The following is a 17,332-nucleotide window of genomic DNA, read 5'->3' as shown; positions in this document are numbered from 1 at the left end:
TCCCGGCCCGGCGTCCGTCCGGTCAGGCGAAGGCCTCGCGCAGCGCCGGCAGCAGCGTCTTCTCCGACCAGTCCAGGAACGCCGGCTGCGACTCGCCGCCGACCTGCACGAGCGCGACCTCGGTGAAGCCGGCCTCGGCGTAGGGGCGTACGGCCTCGACGAAGTCGTCCGGGTTGTCGCCGCAGGGGATCGACGCGGCCACGTCGTCCGGGGTGACGAACCGGGTCGCCGCCTCGAACGCGTCGGGGTGCGGAAGCTCGGAGTTGACCTTCCAGCCGTTGCCGAACCAGCGGAACTGCGCGTGCGCGCGCTTCACGGCGGTGTCCCGGTCCGGGTCGTAGCAGACCGGCAGCTGGCCCACGCGTGGCTTGCCCTCGCCGCCGTGCCGGTCGAAGGCGTCCAGCAGCCCCGGTTCGGGCTCGGTGGCGATGACCAGGTCCGCGAGCCGGCCCGCGAGGGCGCAGGACTGCTCGCCGGAGACGGCGACACCGATCGGCGGCGGCTCGTCGGGCAGGTCCCACAGCCGGGCCGACTCCACGTCGTAGTGCTTGCCGCGGCGGTTGACGTGGCCGCCCGCGAAGAGGGCCCGGATGATCTCCACCGCCTCCTCGAGCATCTCGTGGCGTACGTCGGCCGGCGGCCAGCCGCCGCCCACCACATGCTCGTTGAGGTTCTCCCCGGCGCCGAGGCCGAGCCGGAAGCGGCCCTCGGACAGCAGCTGCATCGTCGCGGCCTTCTGGGCGACGACCGCGGGGTGGTAGCGGCGGGTCGGGCAGGTCACGTACGTCATCAGCGGGATGCGCGAGGTGGCCTGGGCCGCCGCGCCCAGCACGCTCCAGGCGTACGGCGAGTGCCCCTGCGCCCGCAGCCACGGAAAGTAGTGGTCCGAAGTCACCGAGAAGTCGTAGCCGGCCTCCTCGGCCCGCACCAGATGGCCGACGAGCTCGCGGGGGCCAGCCTGCTCGGTCATCATCGTGTATCCGATTTGCACCATGACCGCCGGGTCCCCTGCCCGGGCGGCGGAAAACGGTCTCATGCACCGCCCGCCACCGGGGCAGGATGCCCGCATGAGTGTCCGCCCGCTGCCCTCCAGCGACCCCGCAGCCCAGGGTGTCGACGCCGCCGGCGTCCACGCCTTCCTCGACGCCCTCGAGGCCGCCCCCGGCATCGAGCCGCACAGCCTGATGATCCTGCGGCACGGCCGTCTCGTGGCGTCCGGCTGGTGGGGGCCGTACACCGCCGGGCGTCCGCACCTGCTGTACTCCCTCAGCAAGAGCTTCACGGCGACGGCCGCCGCGATCGCCGCCGGTGAGGGCCTGCTGCGCCTCGACGACCCGGTGATCTCCTACTTCCCGGAGTTCGAGGCCGACATCACCGACCCGCGCGGCCGCGCGATGCTGGTACGGCACGTGGCCTCCATGTCCAGCGGACACGAGGCCGAGACCCTGTCCCGGGCGCTCGCCGCCGACCCCGCGGACATGGTGCGCGGCTTCCTGCTGCTGCCGCCGGAGCGGGATCCGGGCACGGTCTTCGCCTACAACCAGCCCACGACCTACAGCCTGGCCGCGATCGTGCAGCGCGTCACGGGCCGGCCGCTGACGGAGTACCTGCGCCCGCGCCTGCTGGACCCGCTCGGGATCGGCGAGGTGGCCTGGCTGCGTGACCGCTCCGGCCGGGAACTGGGCTACAGCGGGCTGCACGCCACCACCGACGCCGTCGCCCGGCTCGGGCAGCTCTACCTGCAGGACGGCGTGTGGGAGGGCGAGCGGCTGCTGCCCGAGGGCTGGGTGGCCGAGGCCACGCGCCCGCACATCGGCAACGGCGACGGTACGCCGGAGGGTGCCCGGTCGGACTGGCAGCAGGGCTACGGCCTGCAGTTCTGGCGCTCCCGGCACGGCTACCGCGGCGATGGCGCCTACGGCCAGTTCTGCCTGGTGCTGCCCGAGCACGACGCCGTGATCGCCACGACCGCGGCGACCGAGGAGATGCAGCTGCTGCTGGACCTGGTCTGGCGGCACCTGCTGCCGGCGTTCGGGCCGCCGGCGGACCGGCGGGACGCGGACCGGGCGCTGCGCGAACGGATGGCGGGACTCGCCCTGCCCCCGTCCCCGGGCAAGCCCGCGCCGCCGGAGAGGGCGCGGGACTGGGCGGGGGCCGCGTTCACCCCGTACGGGGGTACCTGTACGGAGCAGCCCGGGCTGACCGGGGTCACGGTGACGTCCGGCGCCGACGGCTGGACGCTGCGGCTCACCGAGGACGGGCACCGTCTCGACGTGCCGGTCGGGCAGGCCGGCTGGACCGTCACCGACGGGCCGCTGCCCACCGCGGTGAGCGGCGGCTGGGCCGACGCGGACACCCTCGCCGTGGACATCCGGTTCCTGGAGACGCCGCACCGCCTGAGCGTGACCTGTTCGCTGCCGGACGGGACGTTCACCGCGCGGTGGCCCACGACTCCGCTGCACAGTCCCCCGCTGCGGGCCATGCGCGCGCCGCGCGGCTCAGCGTGAGGGGGGCCGGAAGGTCCGCAGGAAGGTCTGCAGGGCCTGCCGGTTCGCGGCGTCGTTCCAGTCCCCGGCCGGGGTCGTCCAGCGCAGCGAGAAGCCCCGGCCGCCGCCCAGCAGGAAACCGCGCCCGAAGGTGCGCACCCGGGTGCCGCCGGCCTCGGTGAGCCACTGCATGTCGGCGGCCCGGTGGCCCTGGTACGTCGTCGCCCGGATCGCGCCGATCCGCCGGAAGCCGTCCTGCTTCTCCAGCACGGGCTGGACGTCGTCGCGCCAGACGGCGACGGGGTCGGGGCCCACGACGGTGCTGTAGGTGACCGCCAGCGCGCGGGCGTCGCCGTCCGCGCCGAAGGTCACGCGGTAGGACTTGTCGCCGGCGCGCCGGGTGTCCACCCGGCCCCAGCCTCCGGGCAGGGCTACGGAGAAGCCCTCGGGTGCCGTGTAGCGGCGGAAGCCCTGCGGCAGCGCGCCGGCCGGGGGAGAGGGCGCCGGGGGCGTGACGGGCGCGGTGGAGGCGGATGCGGACGGGGCGGCGCCCGGGCCGTCGGCCGGGCTGCCCGGCCGGGTGGAGGCCGGCGTCCGGGACGCGGCGTCGGTCCCGGACCTGCCGGTGCCGGGCAGCAGCCCGGTGGCCGCGAGCGTGGCGACCACCACCGTCGCGACGGCCAGGGCCGTCCCGGCGGCCATGGTGCGCCGGGTCCAGGCGGGGGCGGAGTGCCAGGCGGCGGTGGAGACGCCCCGCAGCCGGGGCCGGGCCGGGGCGTCGGCTCTCGCGCCGGGGTCCTCGGTGACGGCACGGGTGAGGGCCTCGCGGACCACGTGGCGGGTCAGCCGCTCCCGGGAGTTCTTGCGCAGCAGCCCCTGCACGGTCTGGGTGAGCGGGCCCGCCCGCACCGGTGCGCGCAGCGGCAGGCGGTCCACGCCCTTCAGGGTGGCCTCGGGCCGCTCCCGGTCCCTGAAGGGCGGGCGGCCCTCCAGCATCGTGTAGAGGATCGCGCCGAGCGCCCACAGATCCGCCGCGGGACCGATGCGCTCGTCGCGGGCCTGTTCCGGGGAGGCGAAGGACGGTGCGGTCAGCCGCGGTGCCAGGGTCGCGCCGGCCAGCCCGAAGCCGGTGACCACGACCGAGCCCCGCTCCCGCACGTGGACCTGCCCCGGGCTGAGCTCGCAGTGGGTGATGCCCTCGCGGTGCGCCGCCTCCAGCACGTCGAGCAGGGCCAGGCCGATCCTGGCGGCCCGCACGTGGTCGAACGTGCCCTGCTGGGCGATGAGTTCGTTGAGCGGCGTGCCGTCGATCCACTCGGTGACGACCCACAGGCTGCCGTCCTGCTCCACGGCGTCCACGACCGTCGCCACCGCACCCGGGCACATCAGCCCCATGGTCTCGGACATGCGGATGACACGGGCGGTCGCACGGGGTGCCGCCTCGCCGTCCGGGTCGTACGGAAGGGCGATCTGGGTGAGGAGATACGGCCGTTGCGCGGTGACGTCCTTGCCGTACCAGCAGACGCGGTTGGCCTCCTGGTGGACGACGTCGACGAGCCGGTACCGGCCGGCGACCAGCTCGTGCGTGAAGACATGCGCCTTGGCCATGGTCATCCCTCGTCGAAACCCCGCGCGTCACCTTTCACACAGGTACGAGAAGTACGGCGGGAAGTGTTCAAAGGATCCGCACATCTACGGCGCCCGCACCCTTTTCTTCGTGTTTCTTCATGAGCCGCCGGGTGAATTCGATGAAGCCCCTTATTGCTGACCGGAATTCAAACAACCGCATTCGGCGGGCGCCCGCAGGAAATCAGCGCAGCCCGAAGCGTTCCGCCCAGCCCATGACGTCACCGGTCGTCGCGTTCCCCCCGCACACCACCAGTCCCAGCCGCGCCCGCTCGCCGACCCGCTCCAGGACCTGCCGGGCGGCCGGCAGCAGACAGCCGGCCGCGGGCTCCGCCCAGACCTTGGCGTGGTCGGCGAGGTCGAGCGTCCCGCGCACCGCCTCCCGGTCCGGCACCACGAGCACCTCGTGGACCAGCGCGGACACATGGTCGTACGTCAGCTGCGACGCGGCGGGCGCGCAGAGCGTGGAGACCAGGGACGACAGGGGGACCGGCACCGGACCGCCCGCCGCCAGCGCCTCCGACATGGCCTGCGCGCCCTCGGTCTCCACGCCCCAGATCCGCACCCCGGGCCGCAGCGCCCGCAGCGCGGCCGCCACCCCGGCGATGAGGCCCCCGCCGCCGATGCTGACGACGACGTCGGTGAGCTCGCCCGCGTCGGCGGCGAACTCCAGCCCGACGGTGCCCTGCCCGGCGATGACCACCGGATCGTCGAAGGGGTGGACGAGCGTCAGCCCCTCGTCGCGCAACCGCGTCATGAGAGCGAACGCCCCCGCCATGTCGTCCGTCACCCGCACCGACGCACCCGCGCCCTCCGCGATCTCCACCGCGCGTGCGGGGGCCGAGCGCGGCATGACCACCGTGGCCTTCACATGGAGCGCCGCGGCCATGACCGCGAGGGCGATGCCGTGGTTGCCGCCGCTGACCGCCACGACGCCGGCCGCCCGCTCGGCCTCGCTCAGCGAGAGCAGCTTCGCCGTCGCCCCGCGCGCCTTGAACGAGCCGGTGCGCTGGAGCAGTTCGAGCTTGACCGTGACCGGGGCGCCGAGCAGCGTGGTCAGGCCCGGGCTCGGCAGCGTCGGCGTCCGCACGACGTGCCCGGCGATGACCTCGGCCGCGGCTTCGACATCAGAGATCCCGATCAAGACACTCACCCTTCCGGCGCGGGTGACGGTCCGCGCCGCTTCGCACCCTTACCCGGCCGAGGGCCGGGGGTCAAACGGTTTCGGCAGGCGGGGCGGGGGAGCGCGGCGACCCGCCGCCCCGCCTCGTCAGAGGTTCCGCCGCACCAGGTACTCCAGCAGCGCCCGCAACTCGTCCGCGGCCCCCTGCTCCAGGGGTACGTCGGCGAGAGCCGCTTCCACCGCCGCGAGGTGACGGCGGGCCTCGGTCCCGGCCGCCGACCGGCCTCCCGCGGACTCGACCAGCGCGGCCGCCTCCTCGAGGTCCTCGCCCGTGTCCAGGTGCGCGGCGAGTCGGCGGGCGGCGCGAGTGTCGCGGTCGAGCGCGGCCAGCACCGGGTACGTCTTCTTCCGCTCGCGCAGATCGCCGTGTACGGGCTTGCCGGTGACCGCGGGGTCGCCCCAGATGCCCAGGACGTCGTCGACGACCTGGAAGGCGATCCCGAGATGGCGCCCCGCGCGGTCGAGGGCGTCGGCGACCGGGGGCGCCGCACCGCCGAGCTGGGCACCGAGCGCGGCCGCGCAGCCGAGCAGCGCGCCCGTCTTGTGCCCGGCCATCGCCCGGTACTCCGCCGGCCGCACCCGGCCGGGGCCCCGCCAGGGACGCGCGGCGAACAGCAGGTCGTCCGCCTGGCCGCGCACCAGGTCGGCCAGCGCCACGGACAGCACCCGCACGGCCCGCGGCCCGCCCGGCGCGGCGGCCAGGGTCTCGACGGCGAGGGCGAACAGCGCGTCGCCCGCGAGGACCGCGGGCCCGGTGCCGTAGGCCTTCCAGACGGTGGGGCGGCGGCGCCGCGCCGCGTCCCCGTCCATGATGTCGTCGTGCAGGAGCGAGAAGGTGTGCACCAGCTCCACCGCCACCGCCGCGGGCACCCCGGCCCGCCCGGGCGCGCCCGCGGCCTCGGCCCCGAGCACGGCCAGCGCCTGCCGTACGCCCTTGCCGCCCGGTGCGGCGGCCGGCGTACCGCCCACCTCGCACCAGCCGAAGGAGTAGGCGGCCATCTCGCCCATCCACGGATGCATCCGCCCGACGGCCTCGCGCAGCGCGGGCCGCACCAGCGCTCGGCAGCGGCCGAGGACGCCCGGGACGCCGGGGACGCCGGGGACGCCGGGGACGCCGACCGGAATCCGCAGCGCCGAGGGGGCCGTGGGAGCCGGGACGGCCGAGGGAAGGGCCGTCACCGTGCCACCTCCGCGACCAGGCCGAACTCCTCCTGGGCGCGGGTCACCATCTCCCGCGCGTGCCGCAGCCCGATGCGCTCCAGCTCGGCTGCCAGGACGTCGAGTTCGGCCGCCGTCTCGGTGCGGTCGCGGCCCAGCCTGGCCAGCGACTTGGCGAGTCCGAGCCGGGCGAGTGCCTGCCCGCGCGGCTCGCTCATCGCACGGAACTCCGCGAGCGCCCGCTCGTACAGGTCGCGGGCCTCGGCGTAACGCCCGGCCCGGTACAAGACGTTGCCGCGCATCTTGTGGTTGTAGGCCAGCGCGCTGGCCAGGTTCATCGCCCGGCAGCTCGTCTCCGCCTCGGACAGCAGCCCGAGCGCCCGCTCGACGTCCCCGTCCCGTACGGACACGATGTCGGCGAGACCGCGCAGCGCCCAGGCGTGTCCCCGCCTGTCCTCGGCCCGCGCGGCTATCCCGGCCGCCTCCTCGAACAGGGCGAACGCGGTGTCGTAGGCGCCGGTGTTGCGATGGATCTGTGCGATGCCCTCCAGCGCCCACACCGTGTGCCGGGCCTCGCCGCGCCGCCGTGCCTCGGCCAGCAGTTGCTCGTGCAGCCTGCGGACGGCCTCGTAGTCGCCCTGGATCCGGCCGGTCTCGGCGAGCCCCGCCAGCGAGTAGCCGCGCACCACGACGTCACCGCTCCGCTCGCCGAGCTCGGCCGCGAGTCCCAGCAGCCGCCGCGCCAGCGGGAGGGCACCCCGCTGCCGGGCCAGGGTGCCGCCGCTCCACAGCGCCCACGCCATCGCCGCGGTGTCCCCGGCCTCCCTGGCCGCGCGGTAGCCGGCCTTCCATGCCCGGTCGGCCTGTTCGACCTGGCCCAGCCTGCGGTGCGCCTCCGCGACCGCGAGCCCGGAGCGGGCCGCCTCCCCGTGCCGTCCGGCCCGCTCCGCCGCTCGCAACTCCCGTGTTCCGGCGGCCAGTACGTCCGTCAGCGAGGAGTTCACGGAGAGTGTCGTGAGCGCGCCCTGGTATTCCGGGGCGAATGCCTTGCCGTACATGGATCCCTCTCGGTCCGTATCCACGCCGTGTATGCGCTGTGCGTATACATGATGGGTATACATCTCACGTATACATATTGTGTATACATGGCGTGTATAGTGCGTCGAAAAGAGGCCCCGGCCCGAAGGGCCAGGGCATCACCTGCTGCGGATCAAGACGCGGCGGCCGCCGGAGAGGTTGCCCGAGAGGCGCAGATCACTCCCCGGGTTCAGTGCTGCTGAGCCCGCTGGGGCGTCGCCTCGCTCGGCCGTACGACGACATATCCCTCGCCCTGCAGCATCATCTGCACCGCCTCCCCGGAGCCGCCGCGCAGCATCGATCCGATGGACTGCGAACGGTGCAGCGAGGTGTGCAGACCGGCGGTCCAGCCGACCACCGCGTCCGTGTCGACGTACACCGGGAACTGCGCCGAGACCGGGATGACCAGCGGGTTGCCCTCGCACACCAGGCCCAGCCTGCCGTGGCCGGTGAAGACGCTGTTGAACAGTCCGCCGCCGGTGATGCCCGCGCCCTTCACCGTCGAGATCCGGTACGACAACGAGGCGTCGAAACACAGGACGTTGCGGCCGTTGACGGTGAACTCGTCACCGGCGTCGACCTCGACGATGAAACAGTTCTGCGCCTCGTGCGCGAACCATGCCTCGCCCTGGCCGCGCACCGCCATCAGCGGCAGCCCCTCCCCGGTCATCGCGCGCTTGAGCATGCCGCCCACGCCCTGACCCTTGCGCTCGAACTGGAGGTTGCCGCGGAAGGCGACCATCGCGCCCTGGCGGGCGAGCATCTCGCCGTTCACCGCGTACTTGATGCATTTGGCGTTCTCGACGGTCATGCCCGCCTCGGTGGACGGCTGGACCATGTGGTCGCTGGAAAAGAGGGAACCCTTCATGCGGGCATCCTGTCCCGGAAGATTGCGTTCCGCCAAGATCCGGCGTGAAGTCGGACCAAGGGACGCCGGCCCGTGGACGGGGACCGTTCATCCGGTGGTCGGCGACCTCGGATGCGAGATGGGTCACACCCGCACGAGGCAACTCCCTTCCGCCCCGTCACATCTCCCCAGACGGCGCACGGTTGGTCACCCGCCGATCACCGAGCGGCCCGGACGTGCGGCGGATCGCCATGGATCACATGGAAACCCGTCTTTCGCTCTTTACATGTACATGTCGTATCCGGGAGGGTTCCGTCCGGGGCCCGACCAGCCCCCATGGCGGTCAACCACGCCATGTGTCAAGGCGGTTGAGGAACACCGGCCGCCTTGTGAGGAAGGACCCACATCAGTGCGTAGGCCGCACATACGCAACGTGGCCGTCGCCGTCGCCGTGACGACGGCCGCCACGAGCCTCGCGGGCACCGCCTTCGCGGCCCCCGCCCGGGGGACGGGACACGCCGTCACCGCCGACGCCTCCGCGGCGTCCGTGGTGTCCGCCGCCCGGGCCGCCGCCGTCGCCCACTCCTCGGCGACCGGCGTCCTCAGCGGCGACGAACTGCGGGCCGAGGACGTGATGATCGACCCGGAGGGCGCGAGGCACGTCCGGTTCACCCGGACCCACCGGGGCATGCCGGTGCTCGGCGGCGACCTCGTCGTCCACCTCACCCGCGAGCTGGCATACGCGGGTGTCACCCGGGCCGCCGGCCACCCGCTGAGTCCCGCTGCCGCCACCGCCGCCAGACTGTCGGCCGCCCAGGCCCGGCAGAAGGCGGCCGCGGCCGCCCACGGCGACGCCGGCACCGCCCGACTCGTCGTGGACGCCCGCGGCGGCGGGGCCGCCGTCGCCTACCAGGTCCGCGTGAGCGACGGCGGCACCGCCGGTACCGGCGGCTCCAGCACGGTCGTCGTCGACGCCGTCACCGGCACGGTGCGCAGCAACACGCCCGACAGCGACGCGTTCCTCTCGCCCGGGCTGCTCGACGCGCTGCACCGGCACGGCGAGAAGCCCGGCGCCGGCCGCGCGGTCCGGGCCGCCGCGGTCCCGGCGCAGTCCGCCGAGTCCGCCGCGGGCCCGGCGTCCTCCGCGTCCGCCGCCGCCCGTTACCCGTCCACGGCCCACGGCACCGGCAAGTCCCTCTTCGTCGGCAGGGTTGCGCTGACCACCACGCGGACGGCGCGCACCCGCTACCTCCTGAAGGACCCCACCCGCTGGGGCACCGAGACCCGCGACGCCCGGGGCGGGGAGCTGGAGAGCTTCGGCCGCGGCAGGCAGATCTCCACCCGCGGCGACGTCTTCGGCAACGGCACCACCACGAGCAGGAACAGCGCCGCCGCGGACGCACAGTACGGCATCACCGAGACCCTGGACTTCTACCGGAAGACCTTCGGGCGCAAGGGCATCGAGAACAAGCGCAAGGGTGCCCACGCCATGGTCCACTTCGGCAAGAAGGTGGCCAACGCGTTCTGGGACTCCACCTGTCACTGCATGCTCTACGGCGACGGTGACGGCGGCACGTTCACCAAGCCGCTCGTCGTCCTCGACGTCACCGGCCACGAACTGACCCACGGCGTGGTGGACGCCACCGCCGGGCTCGAGCCCACCCGAGTCGACGCGCAGGGCAACCAGTACGGCGAACCGGGCGCCCTGAACGAGTCCCTCGCCGACATCTTCGGCTCCGGTGTCGAGTTCTTCGCCCACAACGCGAGGGACACACCGGACTACCTCATCGGGGAGAAACTGGGCCTCGCCCAGAAGTTCCTGCGCCGTCTCGACCACCCGTCGCTGGACAAGCTCGAGGGCGCGGTCGACTACTGGTCGCCCCAGGTCCAGGACGCCGAGGTGCACGCCGGCTCCGGTGTCTCCTCGCACGCGTACTACCTGCTGGCCGAGGGCAGCGGCCGGAAGACGATCGGCGGGGTCAGGTACGACTCGCCGACCTACGACGGCTCCACGGTCAGGGGCATCGGCCGTACCAAGGCCACCGCCGTCTTCTACCGCGCCCTGACCCGCTACATGGTCTCCACGACCGACTTCCACGGCGCGCGCGTCGCGACGCTGAAGGCGGCCAGGGACCTCTACGGGCGGAACAGCACCGAGTACCGGACGGTCGACCGGGCCTGGTCCGCGGTCGACGTCACCGCCGCCAACACCCCGGCCACGCACCACTGACCGAACGGCCCCGCCGGCCGCCTCCGCCAACCCCCGCGGCGGAGGCGGCGGGTGGGACCGCCGGCGGCGACCGGTCGCCGGAAGTAGGGCCGGCCCGGCGCCGGGCGCGTCACCCGCGCCGCGCCCGGGAACCCGTACGGGTGCGGTTCACCGCCTTACGCACTGCGGCAGCCGTGCCGAGGTGTGACAATAGGTACGCGGCGACGGTTTCCGGCCTCCGCACGTGCCCGTACCGTCCGCGGGTGAGCCCGAAGACCGGCTGGCTGGAGGAGCGGATGTCCCCCGACGACCTCGGTTCGACCACCCACCGTCACCTCCCGCCGCCCCCAGCGTTCTTCCCCCGCGACCGCGCCCGCGACCGCCCCGGCCGGTCCGTCCCGGACGGCCTCGGCGCCGCCGCCCTGCGCACGGCGCGCGGCACGAACAGCCCCGTCCGCCAACCGGGGCCGGGCGGCGGCGACTTCCGCACCGACACCGGCCTCGGCACACCGGCGGCCGTGACCGGAACGCTCCCGCACTCCCGCCGGGGCCGTCCGCCACACCCGCCGGCGCCGCCCGGCGCCGGGGCGGCCGGCACGGGCTCGGCGGACGGCTTCGGCGCACGCCGCACGTCGCGGGGCGTCGCCCGGTGAGGGGCCGCCTCGCCCGTGCCGGCCGCCTCGGCGCCCTCCTGCTGCTGGCGGGTGCCGTCCAGTCCACCCCGGTGCACGCCTCCGCCGATCAGCCGGGGTTCGTGGTGACGGGCGCGCCCGCGGACCGCCGCGACGTCGTCACCTGGGCCGCGAGCGCCGACCGCATGGGCCAGGCGCTCGCCGACCGCGCCTACCGGCTCGTCGTGCACACCAGCGTGGGCGGCAGGGACCTGCGGATCCGGCTCTCCAACGCCTTCGGGGACCGGCCGGTGACCTTCGACAGCGTCTACGCCGGCATCCGGCGGCAGGGCGCCGAACTGGTCCACGGCAGCAACCGCCGGCTGACCTTCGACGGCGCCCGCTCGGTCACCGTCCCCGCGGGCGCCGCCGCCCTGAGCGACCCCCTGCCCGGCACGCTCCCCGCCGCGACCGACCTGGTCGTCAGCATCCACTCCCCGGACGCGGCGGGCCCCGCGACCGGACACTGGATGGCCCTGCAGACGTCCTACGCCGCCCAGGGCGACCACACCGCCGAGGAGGGCGCCGGCTCCTGGACGGAAGTGCTCGGCTCCTGGTTCTACCTGGACTCCGTCTCCGTGCGCACGCCCGCGGACACCAGAGCCGTCGCCGCCCTCGGGGACTCCATCACCGACGGCTGGGCCTCCTCCAGCGACCTCAACCGCCGCTGGCCCGACTACCTCGCCCGCCGCCTGCGGTCGGCCGGCACCGACGTGCTGGGTGTGGCGAACGAGGGCATCTCCGGCAACAAGGTCCTCTCGGACGGCGGCGGCCCGAGCGCACTGAAGCGCCTGCAGCGCGACGTGCTGTCCCAGCCGGGCGTCCGTACCGTCTTCCTGCTCGAGGGCGTCAACGACATCAAGGCCCGCTCCGGAGTCACCGCCCAGGACCTGATCGCCGGCTACCGGCAGATCGCCGAGCGGGTCCACGCGGCCGGCGAATGCGTCGTCGGCGCCACCGTCGGTCCCTACAAGGGCTGGTCGGAGTGGGACACGACCGGCGAGAACGTACGGCAGGAAGTGAACCGGTTCATCCGCACCAGCGGGGACTTCGACGCCGTCACCGACTTCGATCGCGCCCTGCGCGACCCCCAGGACCCCGAGCGCATGCTGCCCGCCCTGGACAGCGGCGACCATCTGCACCCGGGTGACGAGGGGATGCGGGCGATGGCCGACGCCGTCGACCTGCACAGCCTCGACTGCGCCCGCCGCTGAGGTCAGCCCGAAGCCGTCGGCTCCGGCGCGATCAGCCCCTGCCGGTAGGCGATCGCCACCGCCTCCGTGCGGCCGGCGGCGCCCAGCTTGGCCAGGATGTTGGAGACGTGGACGCTGGCCGTCTTGCCGGAGATGAACAGCTCCTCGCCGATCTGGCGGTTGCTGCGGCCGCGGGCGAGCAGCCGCAGCACGTCCTGCTCGCGGGCGGTCAGCGGCGAGGGGCGCTCCCCGGCCGGTGCCGGGCCGGCGAGGCGGCCGCGGCGTATCAGGCCGTCGATCCGCTCCAGGAGGGGAGCGGTGCCGAGCCGCTCGGCCACCGCTCTCGCCTCGCGCGCCTGGTCGGCCGCCTCCTCGCGCCGCTCGGCCAGCAGCAGGGCCTCGGCGAACCGGGCCCGGCCACGCGCCAGCTCGTAGACGTCCCCGTAGCCGAAGGCGGCCACCGCCTTCTCCCAGGCCGCCGCGTCCGGCCCGGACACCGCCCGCAGCCACTCCGCCTCGGCGCGGGCCAGCCAGGCCATTCCCTCCGGGCCCTGCGGGGTGCCGTCGCCGCCGCGCAGGGCCGACTCCCGGGCCAGCTCGACCAGTTCGTCCGCGGTGTCCTTCCAGCGGTGGGCCGCACCGCCGGCCGCCCGCAGCTCCATGGCCGCGTCGGCGACCGCCGACAGGGCGAGCGCCGCCAGCCGGACCGTGAGGTCGGGGCGGTGGCCGGCGTCGTCGGTGAGCGCGTCCGTCGTGGCCCGCGTCCGCTCCACGGCCGCCTCCGGCTCACCCCGCAGCACCGCGGCCTCGGTCAGCGCGATGCCCGCGACCAGCGTGGCCATCCAGTCGAAGGGGCCCTCCAGCAGGCGCCGGGCCCGCTCGACGGCGCCCAGGTCGCCGCGGGCCAGCGCCACGTACAGCGCGGGCCCCACGGTGTATCCGCCCGCCGCGGGCAGCACGGCCTCCTCGGCCGCCGCCCGCGCGCACTCGTCCCAGCGGCCCAGCGTGTACAGCACCAGCAGCCGCAGGTAGCGCATCTCCAGCGGATACGGCGACGACTGCAGCCCGGCGCGGCGGGCGCGGTCCAGCCCCTCGGTCACCCAGGGCAGACAGCCCTCCAGGTCGCCGGCCTCGAAGCAGCCGACGGCGAGGTTGAACAGCGCGCGCATCTCCACCGGCGCGTTCCCCGCCCGTCGCGCCAGCTCCCGCGCCTCCTTCAGCCGCTCCTGGCCCCGCACGCCACGCCGGCTGCCGTTCTCCAGGATGGCCAGGGAGATCAGGAGGTCGGCCTGCGCGTCCGTGACCCGCAGCCGCTCGGCGACGCGCAGGGCCTGCCGGGCGACCCGCAGCGCCGTGCCGTTCTCCCCGATGTGGCGGGCCGCGAGGACGTGCGTGGCCGCCGCCCACACCCATGTCCGGCTCGGCGGCTCGGCGGGGATCATGGCGAGCGCCTCGCTGCTGTAGGCGTACGCGGCCGTCAGGCTGTCCACGCTCATGAGGTTGCCGGCCAGCGTGTACCGCACCCGGGCGGCGAGTTCGGAGTCGGTGTCCTCGCCGGTGCTCGCGAGCGCGGCCCGGGTGAGGGACACCGCCCGGTGCGACTCACCGGCATGCGCGGCCGCCGCCGACGCGCGCAGGGTGAGCGTCACCCGGTCGACGCCGTCGCCCGAGGGCCGCGCCTCCGGCCGCACCGACGCCCACAGGTCCAGGGCGGTCTCCAGGTGCCGCAGCTCCTCGGCGGGAGCGCCCACCCGCTGGGCGTGGTCGGCCGCCTCCAGGCAGGCGGTGAGGGCCTCGGGCAGGTCGTGGCTCTCGCGGTAGTGGTGGGCGCGCTCCGCGGCGCTCTCGGCGTGCCGGCCGCGGTCGGTGAGCAGCCGGGCGAACGCGCCGTGCAGCCGGGCCCGCTCGCCCGGCAGCAGGTCCGCGTAGACCGCCTCGCGGGCCAGCGCGTGCCGGAAGGCGTACGTGTCCCCGCCCGAGGAGACCAGCAGCTGGCGGCCGATCGCCTCGCGCAGCGCCGACTCCAGCTCGTCCTCGGGGAGGCCGACGGCGTCCCGCAGCAGGTCGTGCTCCACCCGCCGCCCGGCGACCGCCGCCGTACGCAGCACCTGCTGGGCGGTCTCGGACAGCTGCTCCACACGGATGAGGAGCACGTCGGCGAGGCCGCTGGGCACGCCGCCCGCCGCCGGGTCGGTGGCGGCGAGCAGCTCCTCCGCGTAGAAGGCGTTGCCCTCGGCGCGCTCCACGATGCGGCGGACGGTGGCGTCCGGGAGCGGACGGTCCTGCAGGGACCGGACGAGCCGGGTGACGTCCGGGTCGGCCAGGGGCCGCAGTTCGAGCCGCTCCACGGCGGGCAGCCGCACCAGCTCCGCCAGCAGCGGGCGCAGCGGATGGCGGCGGTGCAGGTCGTCCGCGCGGTAGGAGGCGAGGACGGCGAGGCGGTGGGTGGGGGCGCCGCCCGCCGGCCGCTGCAGGACGCCCCTGCTGAGCAGGAAGCGCAGCAGGTCCCGGGACGACTGGTCGGCCCAGTGCAGGTCCTCCAGGACCAGCAGAAGCGGGGCGGTGTCCGCGAGGTCGGCCAGCAGCCCCGCCATGCCCTCGAACAGCCGCAGCCGCCCGCCCGCGTCCCGCGCCGCGTCGGTGCCCGAGCCGAGCAGCCGGTCCACCACGGGATGCGCGGACAGCACCGGGGCGAACCGCTCGTCACCCGCCAGCAGGCCGAGGATCTCCGTGAACGGCAGGTACGGCAGGCCCACGTCACCGAGGTCGACGCAGTGCCCGGTCAGCACGGTCATGCCCGCTGCCGCGGCGCGCCCGGCGACCTCGTCCAGCAGGCGCGTCTTGCCCACGCCGGCGTCCCCCGCCACCAGCACGGCCGCCGCCTCGCCGCCGCGGGCGCGCGCCAGCACGTCGCCGAGGCGGGCGAGGTCCTCGCGGCGGCCGACCAGCGGGGTGGTGAAGGAGGTCTCGGACACGCGTTCATCCTTCCACGGACCACTGACAGGGCCGCCGGCACCCATCACCGGGGCGGCGCGGGACCTCCCGCACCGCCCCGTTCCGCGTCCTCGCCGGTCAGGCCCTCAGGAGCGCAGTGTCCTCATCCAGTCCGCCGGTACCCGCCCGGCCGGGCCGGGCGCGGGCTGGTCCTCCGGATGGCTGGCCGGCGGCGCGAGGTCGGGCCCGGACTCGTACAGCTGCGAGCTGTCGAAGTCCCAGAACCAGTCCTCGCCCGGCTCGTAGCTCTGGATCACGGGGTGGCCGGTGGCCCGGTAGTGGGCGGTGGCGTGCCGGGCGGGGGAGTCGTCGCAGCAGCCGATGTGGCCGCACCGGGCGCACCGCCGCAGGTGGAACCACCAGCCGCCGGCCTCGTCGCACTCGACGCACCCGGCGCCGCTCGGCGGGACGGCGGGGTCGATTGCGTCGGCACTGGTCATACGGGCTCCTCGGGGGTCTCGTCGGCCGGGGCGGTGAGCGGGAGCAGGACCTGGAAGCGGGTGTCGCCGGGTTCGGACTCGACCTGGAGGGTGCCGTGGTGCTTGTTGACGACGATCCGCCAGGAGATGTCCAGCCCGAGCCCGGTGCCCTGGCCCACCGGCTTGGTGGTGAAGAAGGGGTCGAAGATACGGCCGCGGATCTCCTGGGGCACGCCGGGCCCGGTGTCGCGGAACTCGACGAGCAGCATGTCGCGCTCCAGCGCCGTGCGCACCGTCAACGTGCCTTCTGAGCCGGTGCCGTCCATGGCCGCGACCGCGTTGTCGATGAGGTTGGTCCACACCTGGTTGAGCTCCGCCGGGTAGCCCGGGATCCTCGGCAGCGTGCGGTCGTAGTCCTTGACGACCTTGATGCGCGAGCCGATCTTGCCGGAGAGCATCAGCAGGGTGCTGTCGAGGAGTTCGTGGACGTCGGCGTTCTGGTAGGGGGCGCGGTCGAGCTGCGAGTACTGCTTGGCGGCGTCGACCAGGTTGGAGATACGGCTGGTGGAGTCCTCGATCTCGTCCATCAGCAGCTCGGTCTCGACCGTGTAGTTGAGCCAGCCGATCGCCCCGGGCAGGATCTCCGCGTCGACGTCGGCCGCCACCTGGTCGAGCCAGTCGAGGTCCAGCCCGGCCTGCACGAAGGTGGGCGCGAGCCGCCAGCCGTCGGGGATGTCGTGGTCCTCGAGCCAGTCGGTCACGGCGTCCTCGCGGTCCGAGGCCTCCAGCGGGCTGAGCGCCGGTGCCTTCGCGACGAGTTCGGCGGTGCGCTCCTGGATCTCGATCAGCTTGGTGATGGCCTCGCGGGAGTACGCGCCGGAGGAGATGACGGCGAGCTTGTGCCGCATCTTGGCGACCCGCTCGCGCAGCGTCGCGGTGGCGCGCACGGCGGCCGCCGCCGGGTTGTTGAGCTCGTGCGTGAGCCCGGCGGACAACGAGCCGAGCGCCAGCAGCCGTTCCCGCTGCCCGATGGCGCGCTGGGTGTTCTTCGAGCCGAAGAACAGCCCCTCCAGCAGATGCACCGCCATCGGGAACCACTCCTGCATGATGCCCGCGAACGTGTCGGCGGGCAGCACGAAGAACCGCGTCGGCTCCGTGACGCGCATGGAGTTGTTGTAGACCTGCCGGACCCGGTCGCCGATGTAGGCCTGCATGGCCCCGGCGTACACCCCGGGCTGGGAGGTGCGGGTGACCTCGACGTCGTCGCCGCCGACCCGGCGGGAGAGCACCACGGTGCCCTCGACCATCACGTAGAAGCAGGTGGCCGGGTCGCCTTCGGTGTACACGGGCCCGGGTTCGAACCTCTCCACCCGCCCCTCGCCGCACAGCCGCCCGAGCTGCTCGGACGTGAGCTTCTCGAACAGGAACAGCGAACTGATCTCCCGCGTGTCGCAGGGCATCAACTGCCC

Annotated in this window: 13 protein-coding genes; 4 read left to right on the top strand and 9 right to left on the bottom strand. The window is 74.4% G+C overall.

The window, feature by feature from the left end; all coding sequences use genetic code 11:
* Positions 1 to 22 precede the first annotated feature (22 nt).
* Positions 23 to 994: an LLM class F420-dependent oxidoreductase gene (locus tag ACJ9NR_RS02610; protein ID WP_412490005.1), complete on the bottom strand. Its 972-nt coding sequence runs from the start codon at positions 992 to 994 to the stop codon at positions 23 to 25.
* A 73-nt stretch (positions 995 to 1,067) separates the two neighbouring features.
* Between ACJ9NR_RS02610 and ACJ9NR_RS02605 the strand changes: the two genes are divergently transcribed.
* Positions 1,068 to 2,507 (top strand): serine hydrolase domain-containing protein, encoded by a 1,440-nt coding sequence (locus ACJ9NR_RS02605; protein WP_412490006.1) that lies wholly within the window; start codon positions 1,068 to 1,070, stop codon positions 2,505 to 2,507.
* Here ACJ9NR_RS02605 and ACJ9NR_RS02600 read toward each other — a convergent pair.
* The 5 genes from ACJ9NR_RS02600 to ACJ9NR_RS02580 form a co-directional block, all read right to left on the bottom strand.
* Complete coding sequence (locus ACJ9NR_RS02600; protein WP_412490007.1) at positions 2,499 to 4,094, bottom strand: serine/threonine-protein kinase; 1,596 nt, start codon at positions 4,092 to 4,094, stop codon at positions 2,499 to 2,501. The genes ACJ9NR_RS02605 and ACJ9NR_RS02600 overlap by 9 nt on opposite strands.
* 202 nt (positions 4,095 to 4,296) lie before the next feature.
* Positions 4,297 to 5,256 carry a threonine/serine dehydratase family protein gene (locus ACJ9NR_RS02595; protein ID WP_412490008.1) on the bottom strand — a complete coding sequence of 320 codons (960 nt, stop codon included), beginning with the start codon at positions 5,254 to 5,256 and terminating at the stop codon, positions 4,297 to 4,299.
* Positions 5,257 to 5,382: 126 nt separating this feature from the next.
* Entirely contained in the window at positions 5,383 to 6,474 is a 1,092-nt protein-coding gene (locus tag ACJ9NR_RS02590; RefSeq protein ID WP_412490009.1) for a polyprenyl synthetase family protein, read from the bottom strand.
* Entirely contained in the window at positions 6,471 to 7,511 is a 1,041-nt protein-coding gene (locus ACJ9NR_RS02585; protein ID WP_412490010.1) for a tetratricopeptide repeat protein, read from the bottom strand. The genes ACJ9NR_RS02590 and ACJ9NR_RS02585 overlap by 4 nt, the downstream gene beginning before the upstream one ends.
* Before the next feature lie 209 nt (positions 7,512 to 7,720).
* Complete coding sequence (locus ACJ9NR_RS02580; protein WP_412490011.1) at positions 7,721 to 8,398, bottom strand: AIM24 family protein; 678 nt, start codon at positions 8,396 to 8,398, stop codon at positions 7,721 to 7,723.
* 388 nt (positions 8,399 to 8,786) lie between these two features.
* Here ACJ9NR_RS02580 and ACJ9NR_RS02575 point away from each other — a divergent pair, with 388 nt between their 5' ends.
* The 3 genes from ACJ9NR_RS02575 to ACJ9NR_RS02565 all read left to right on the top strand — a co-directional run bounded on the left by ACJ9NR_RS02575 (position 8,787) and on the right by ACJ9NR_RS02565 (position 12,471).
* A complete protein-coding gene (locus tag ACJ9NR_RS02575; RefSeq protein ID WP_412490012.1) occupies positions 8,787 to 10,607 on the top strand; it encodes a M4 family metallopeptidase in 1,821 nt (606 codons plus the stop codon).
* Between the two features lie 242 nt (positions 10,608 to 10,849).
* Entirely contained in the window at positions 10,850 to 11,239 is a 390-nt protein-coding gene (locus ACJ9NR_RS02570) for a hypothetical protein (RefSeq protein ID WP_412490013.1), read from the top strand.
* Positions 11,236 to 12,471, top strand: coding sequence for an SGNH/GDSL hydrolase family protein (locus ACJ9NR_RS02565; RefSeq protein WP_412490014.1), 1,236 nt, complete (start codon positions 11,236 to 11,238; stop codon positions 12,469 to 12,471). Before ACJ9NR_RS02570 ends, ACJ9NR_RS02565 begins: the two co-directional genes overlap by 4 nt.
* A gap of 2 nt (positions 12,472 to 12,473) precedes the next feature.
* Here the strand turns inward: ACJ9NR_RS02565 and ACJ9NR_RS02560 are convergent, their stop codons facing one another.
* Genes ACJ9NR_RS02560 through ACJ9NR_RS02550 form a run of 3 tightly spaced genes read right to left on the bottom strand, consistent with a single transcriptional unit; the run spans position 12,474 to position 17,323 of the window.
* On the bottom strand, positions 12,474 to 15,470 hold the full coding sequence (locus ACJ9NR_RS02560) for a helix-turn-helix transcriptional regulator (RefSeq protein WP_412512765.1): 2,997 nt from the start codon (positions 15,468 to 15,470) through the stop codon (positions 12,474 to 12,476).
* A 60-nt stretch (positions 15,471 to 15,530) separates the two neighbouring features.
* On the bottom strand, positions 15,531 to 15,884 hold the full coding sequence (locus ACJ9NR_RS02555) for a UBP-type zinc finger domain-containing protein (protein WP_412490016.1): 354 nt from the start codon (positions 15,882 to 15,884) through the stop codon (positions 15,531 to 15,533).
* On the bottom strand, positions 15,881 to 17,323 hold the full coding sequence (locus ACJ9NR_RS02550) for an ATP-binding protein (protein ID WP_412490530.1): 1,443 nt from the start codon (positions 17,321 to 17,323) through the stop codon (positions 15,881 to 15,883). The genes ACJ9NR_RS02555 and ACJ9NR_RS02550 overlap by 4 nt, the downstream gene beginning before the upstream one ends.
* Positions 17,324 to 17,332: the final 9 nt, after the last annotated feature.

The organism is Streptomyces sediminimaris, from assembly GCF_047049295.1.
In the GTDB taxonomy this organism is placed as follows: Bacteria; Actinomycetota; Actinomycetes; order Streptomycetales; family Streptomycetaceae; genus Streptomyces; species Streptomyces sediminimaris.
Note: the sequence above shows the minus strand (reverse complement) of the source record. Positions and strands in the feature narration are given on the sequence as shown.

Coding starts and splice junctions, on each gene's coding strand:
- ACJ9NR_RS02610 (WP_412490005.1), bottom strand. CDS start 994: ATGGTGCAAATCGGATACACGATGATGACCGAGCAGGCTGGCCCCCGC.
- ACJ9NR_RS02605 (WP_412490006.1), top strand. CDS start 1,068: ATGAGTGTCCGCCCGCTGCCCTCCAGCGACCCCGCAGCCCAGGGTGTC.
- ACJ9NR_RS02600 (WP_412490007.1), bottom strand. CDS start 4,094: ATGGCCAAGGCGCATGTCTTCACGCACGAGCTGGTCGCCGGCCGGTAC.
- ACJ9NR_RS02585 (WP_412490010.1), bottom strand. CDS start 7,511: ATGTACGGCAAGGCATTCGCCCCGGAATACCAGGGCGCGCTCACGACA.
- ACJ9NR_RS02580 (WP_412490011.1), bottom strand. CDS start 8,398: ATGAAGGGTTCCCTCTTTTCCAGCGACCACATGGTCCAGCCGTCCACC.
- ACJ9NR_RS02560 (WP_412512765.1), bottom strand. CDS start 15,470: ATGGGTGCCGGCGGCCCTGTCAGTGGTCCGTGGAAGGATGAACGCGTG.
- ACJ9NR_RS02555 (WP_412490016.1), bottom strand. CDS start 15,884: ATGACCAGTGCCGACGCAATCGACCCCGCCGTCCCGCCGAGCGGCGCC.
- ACJ9NR_RS02550 (WP_412490530.1), bottom strand. CDS start 17,323: ATGCCCTGCGACACGCGGGAGATCAGTTCGCTGTTCCTGTTCGAGAAG.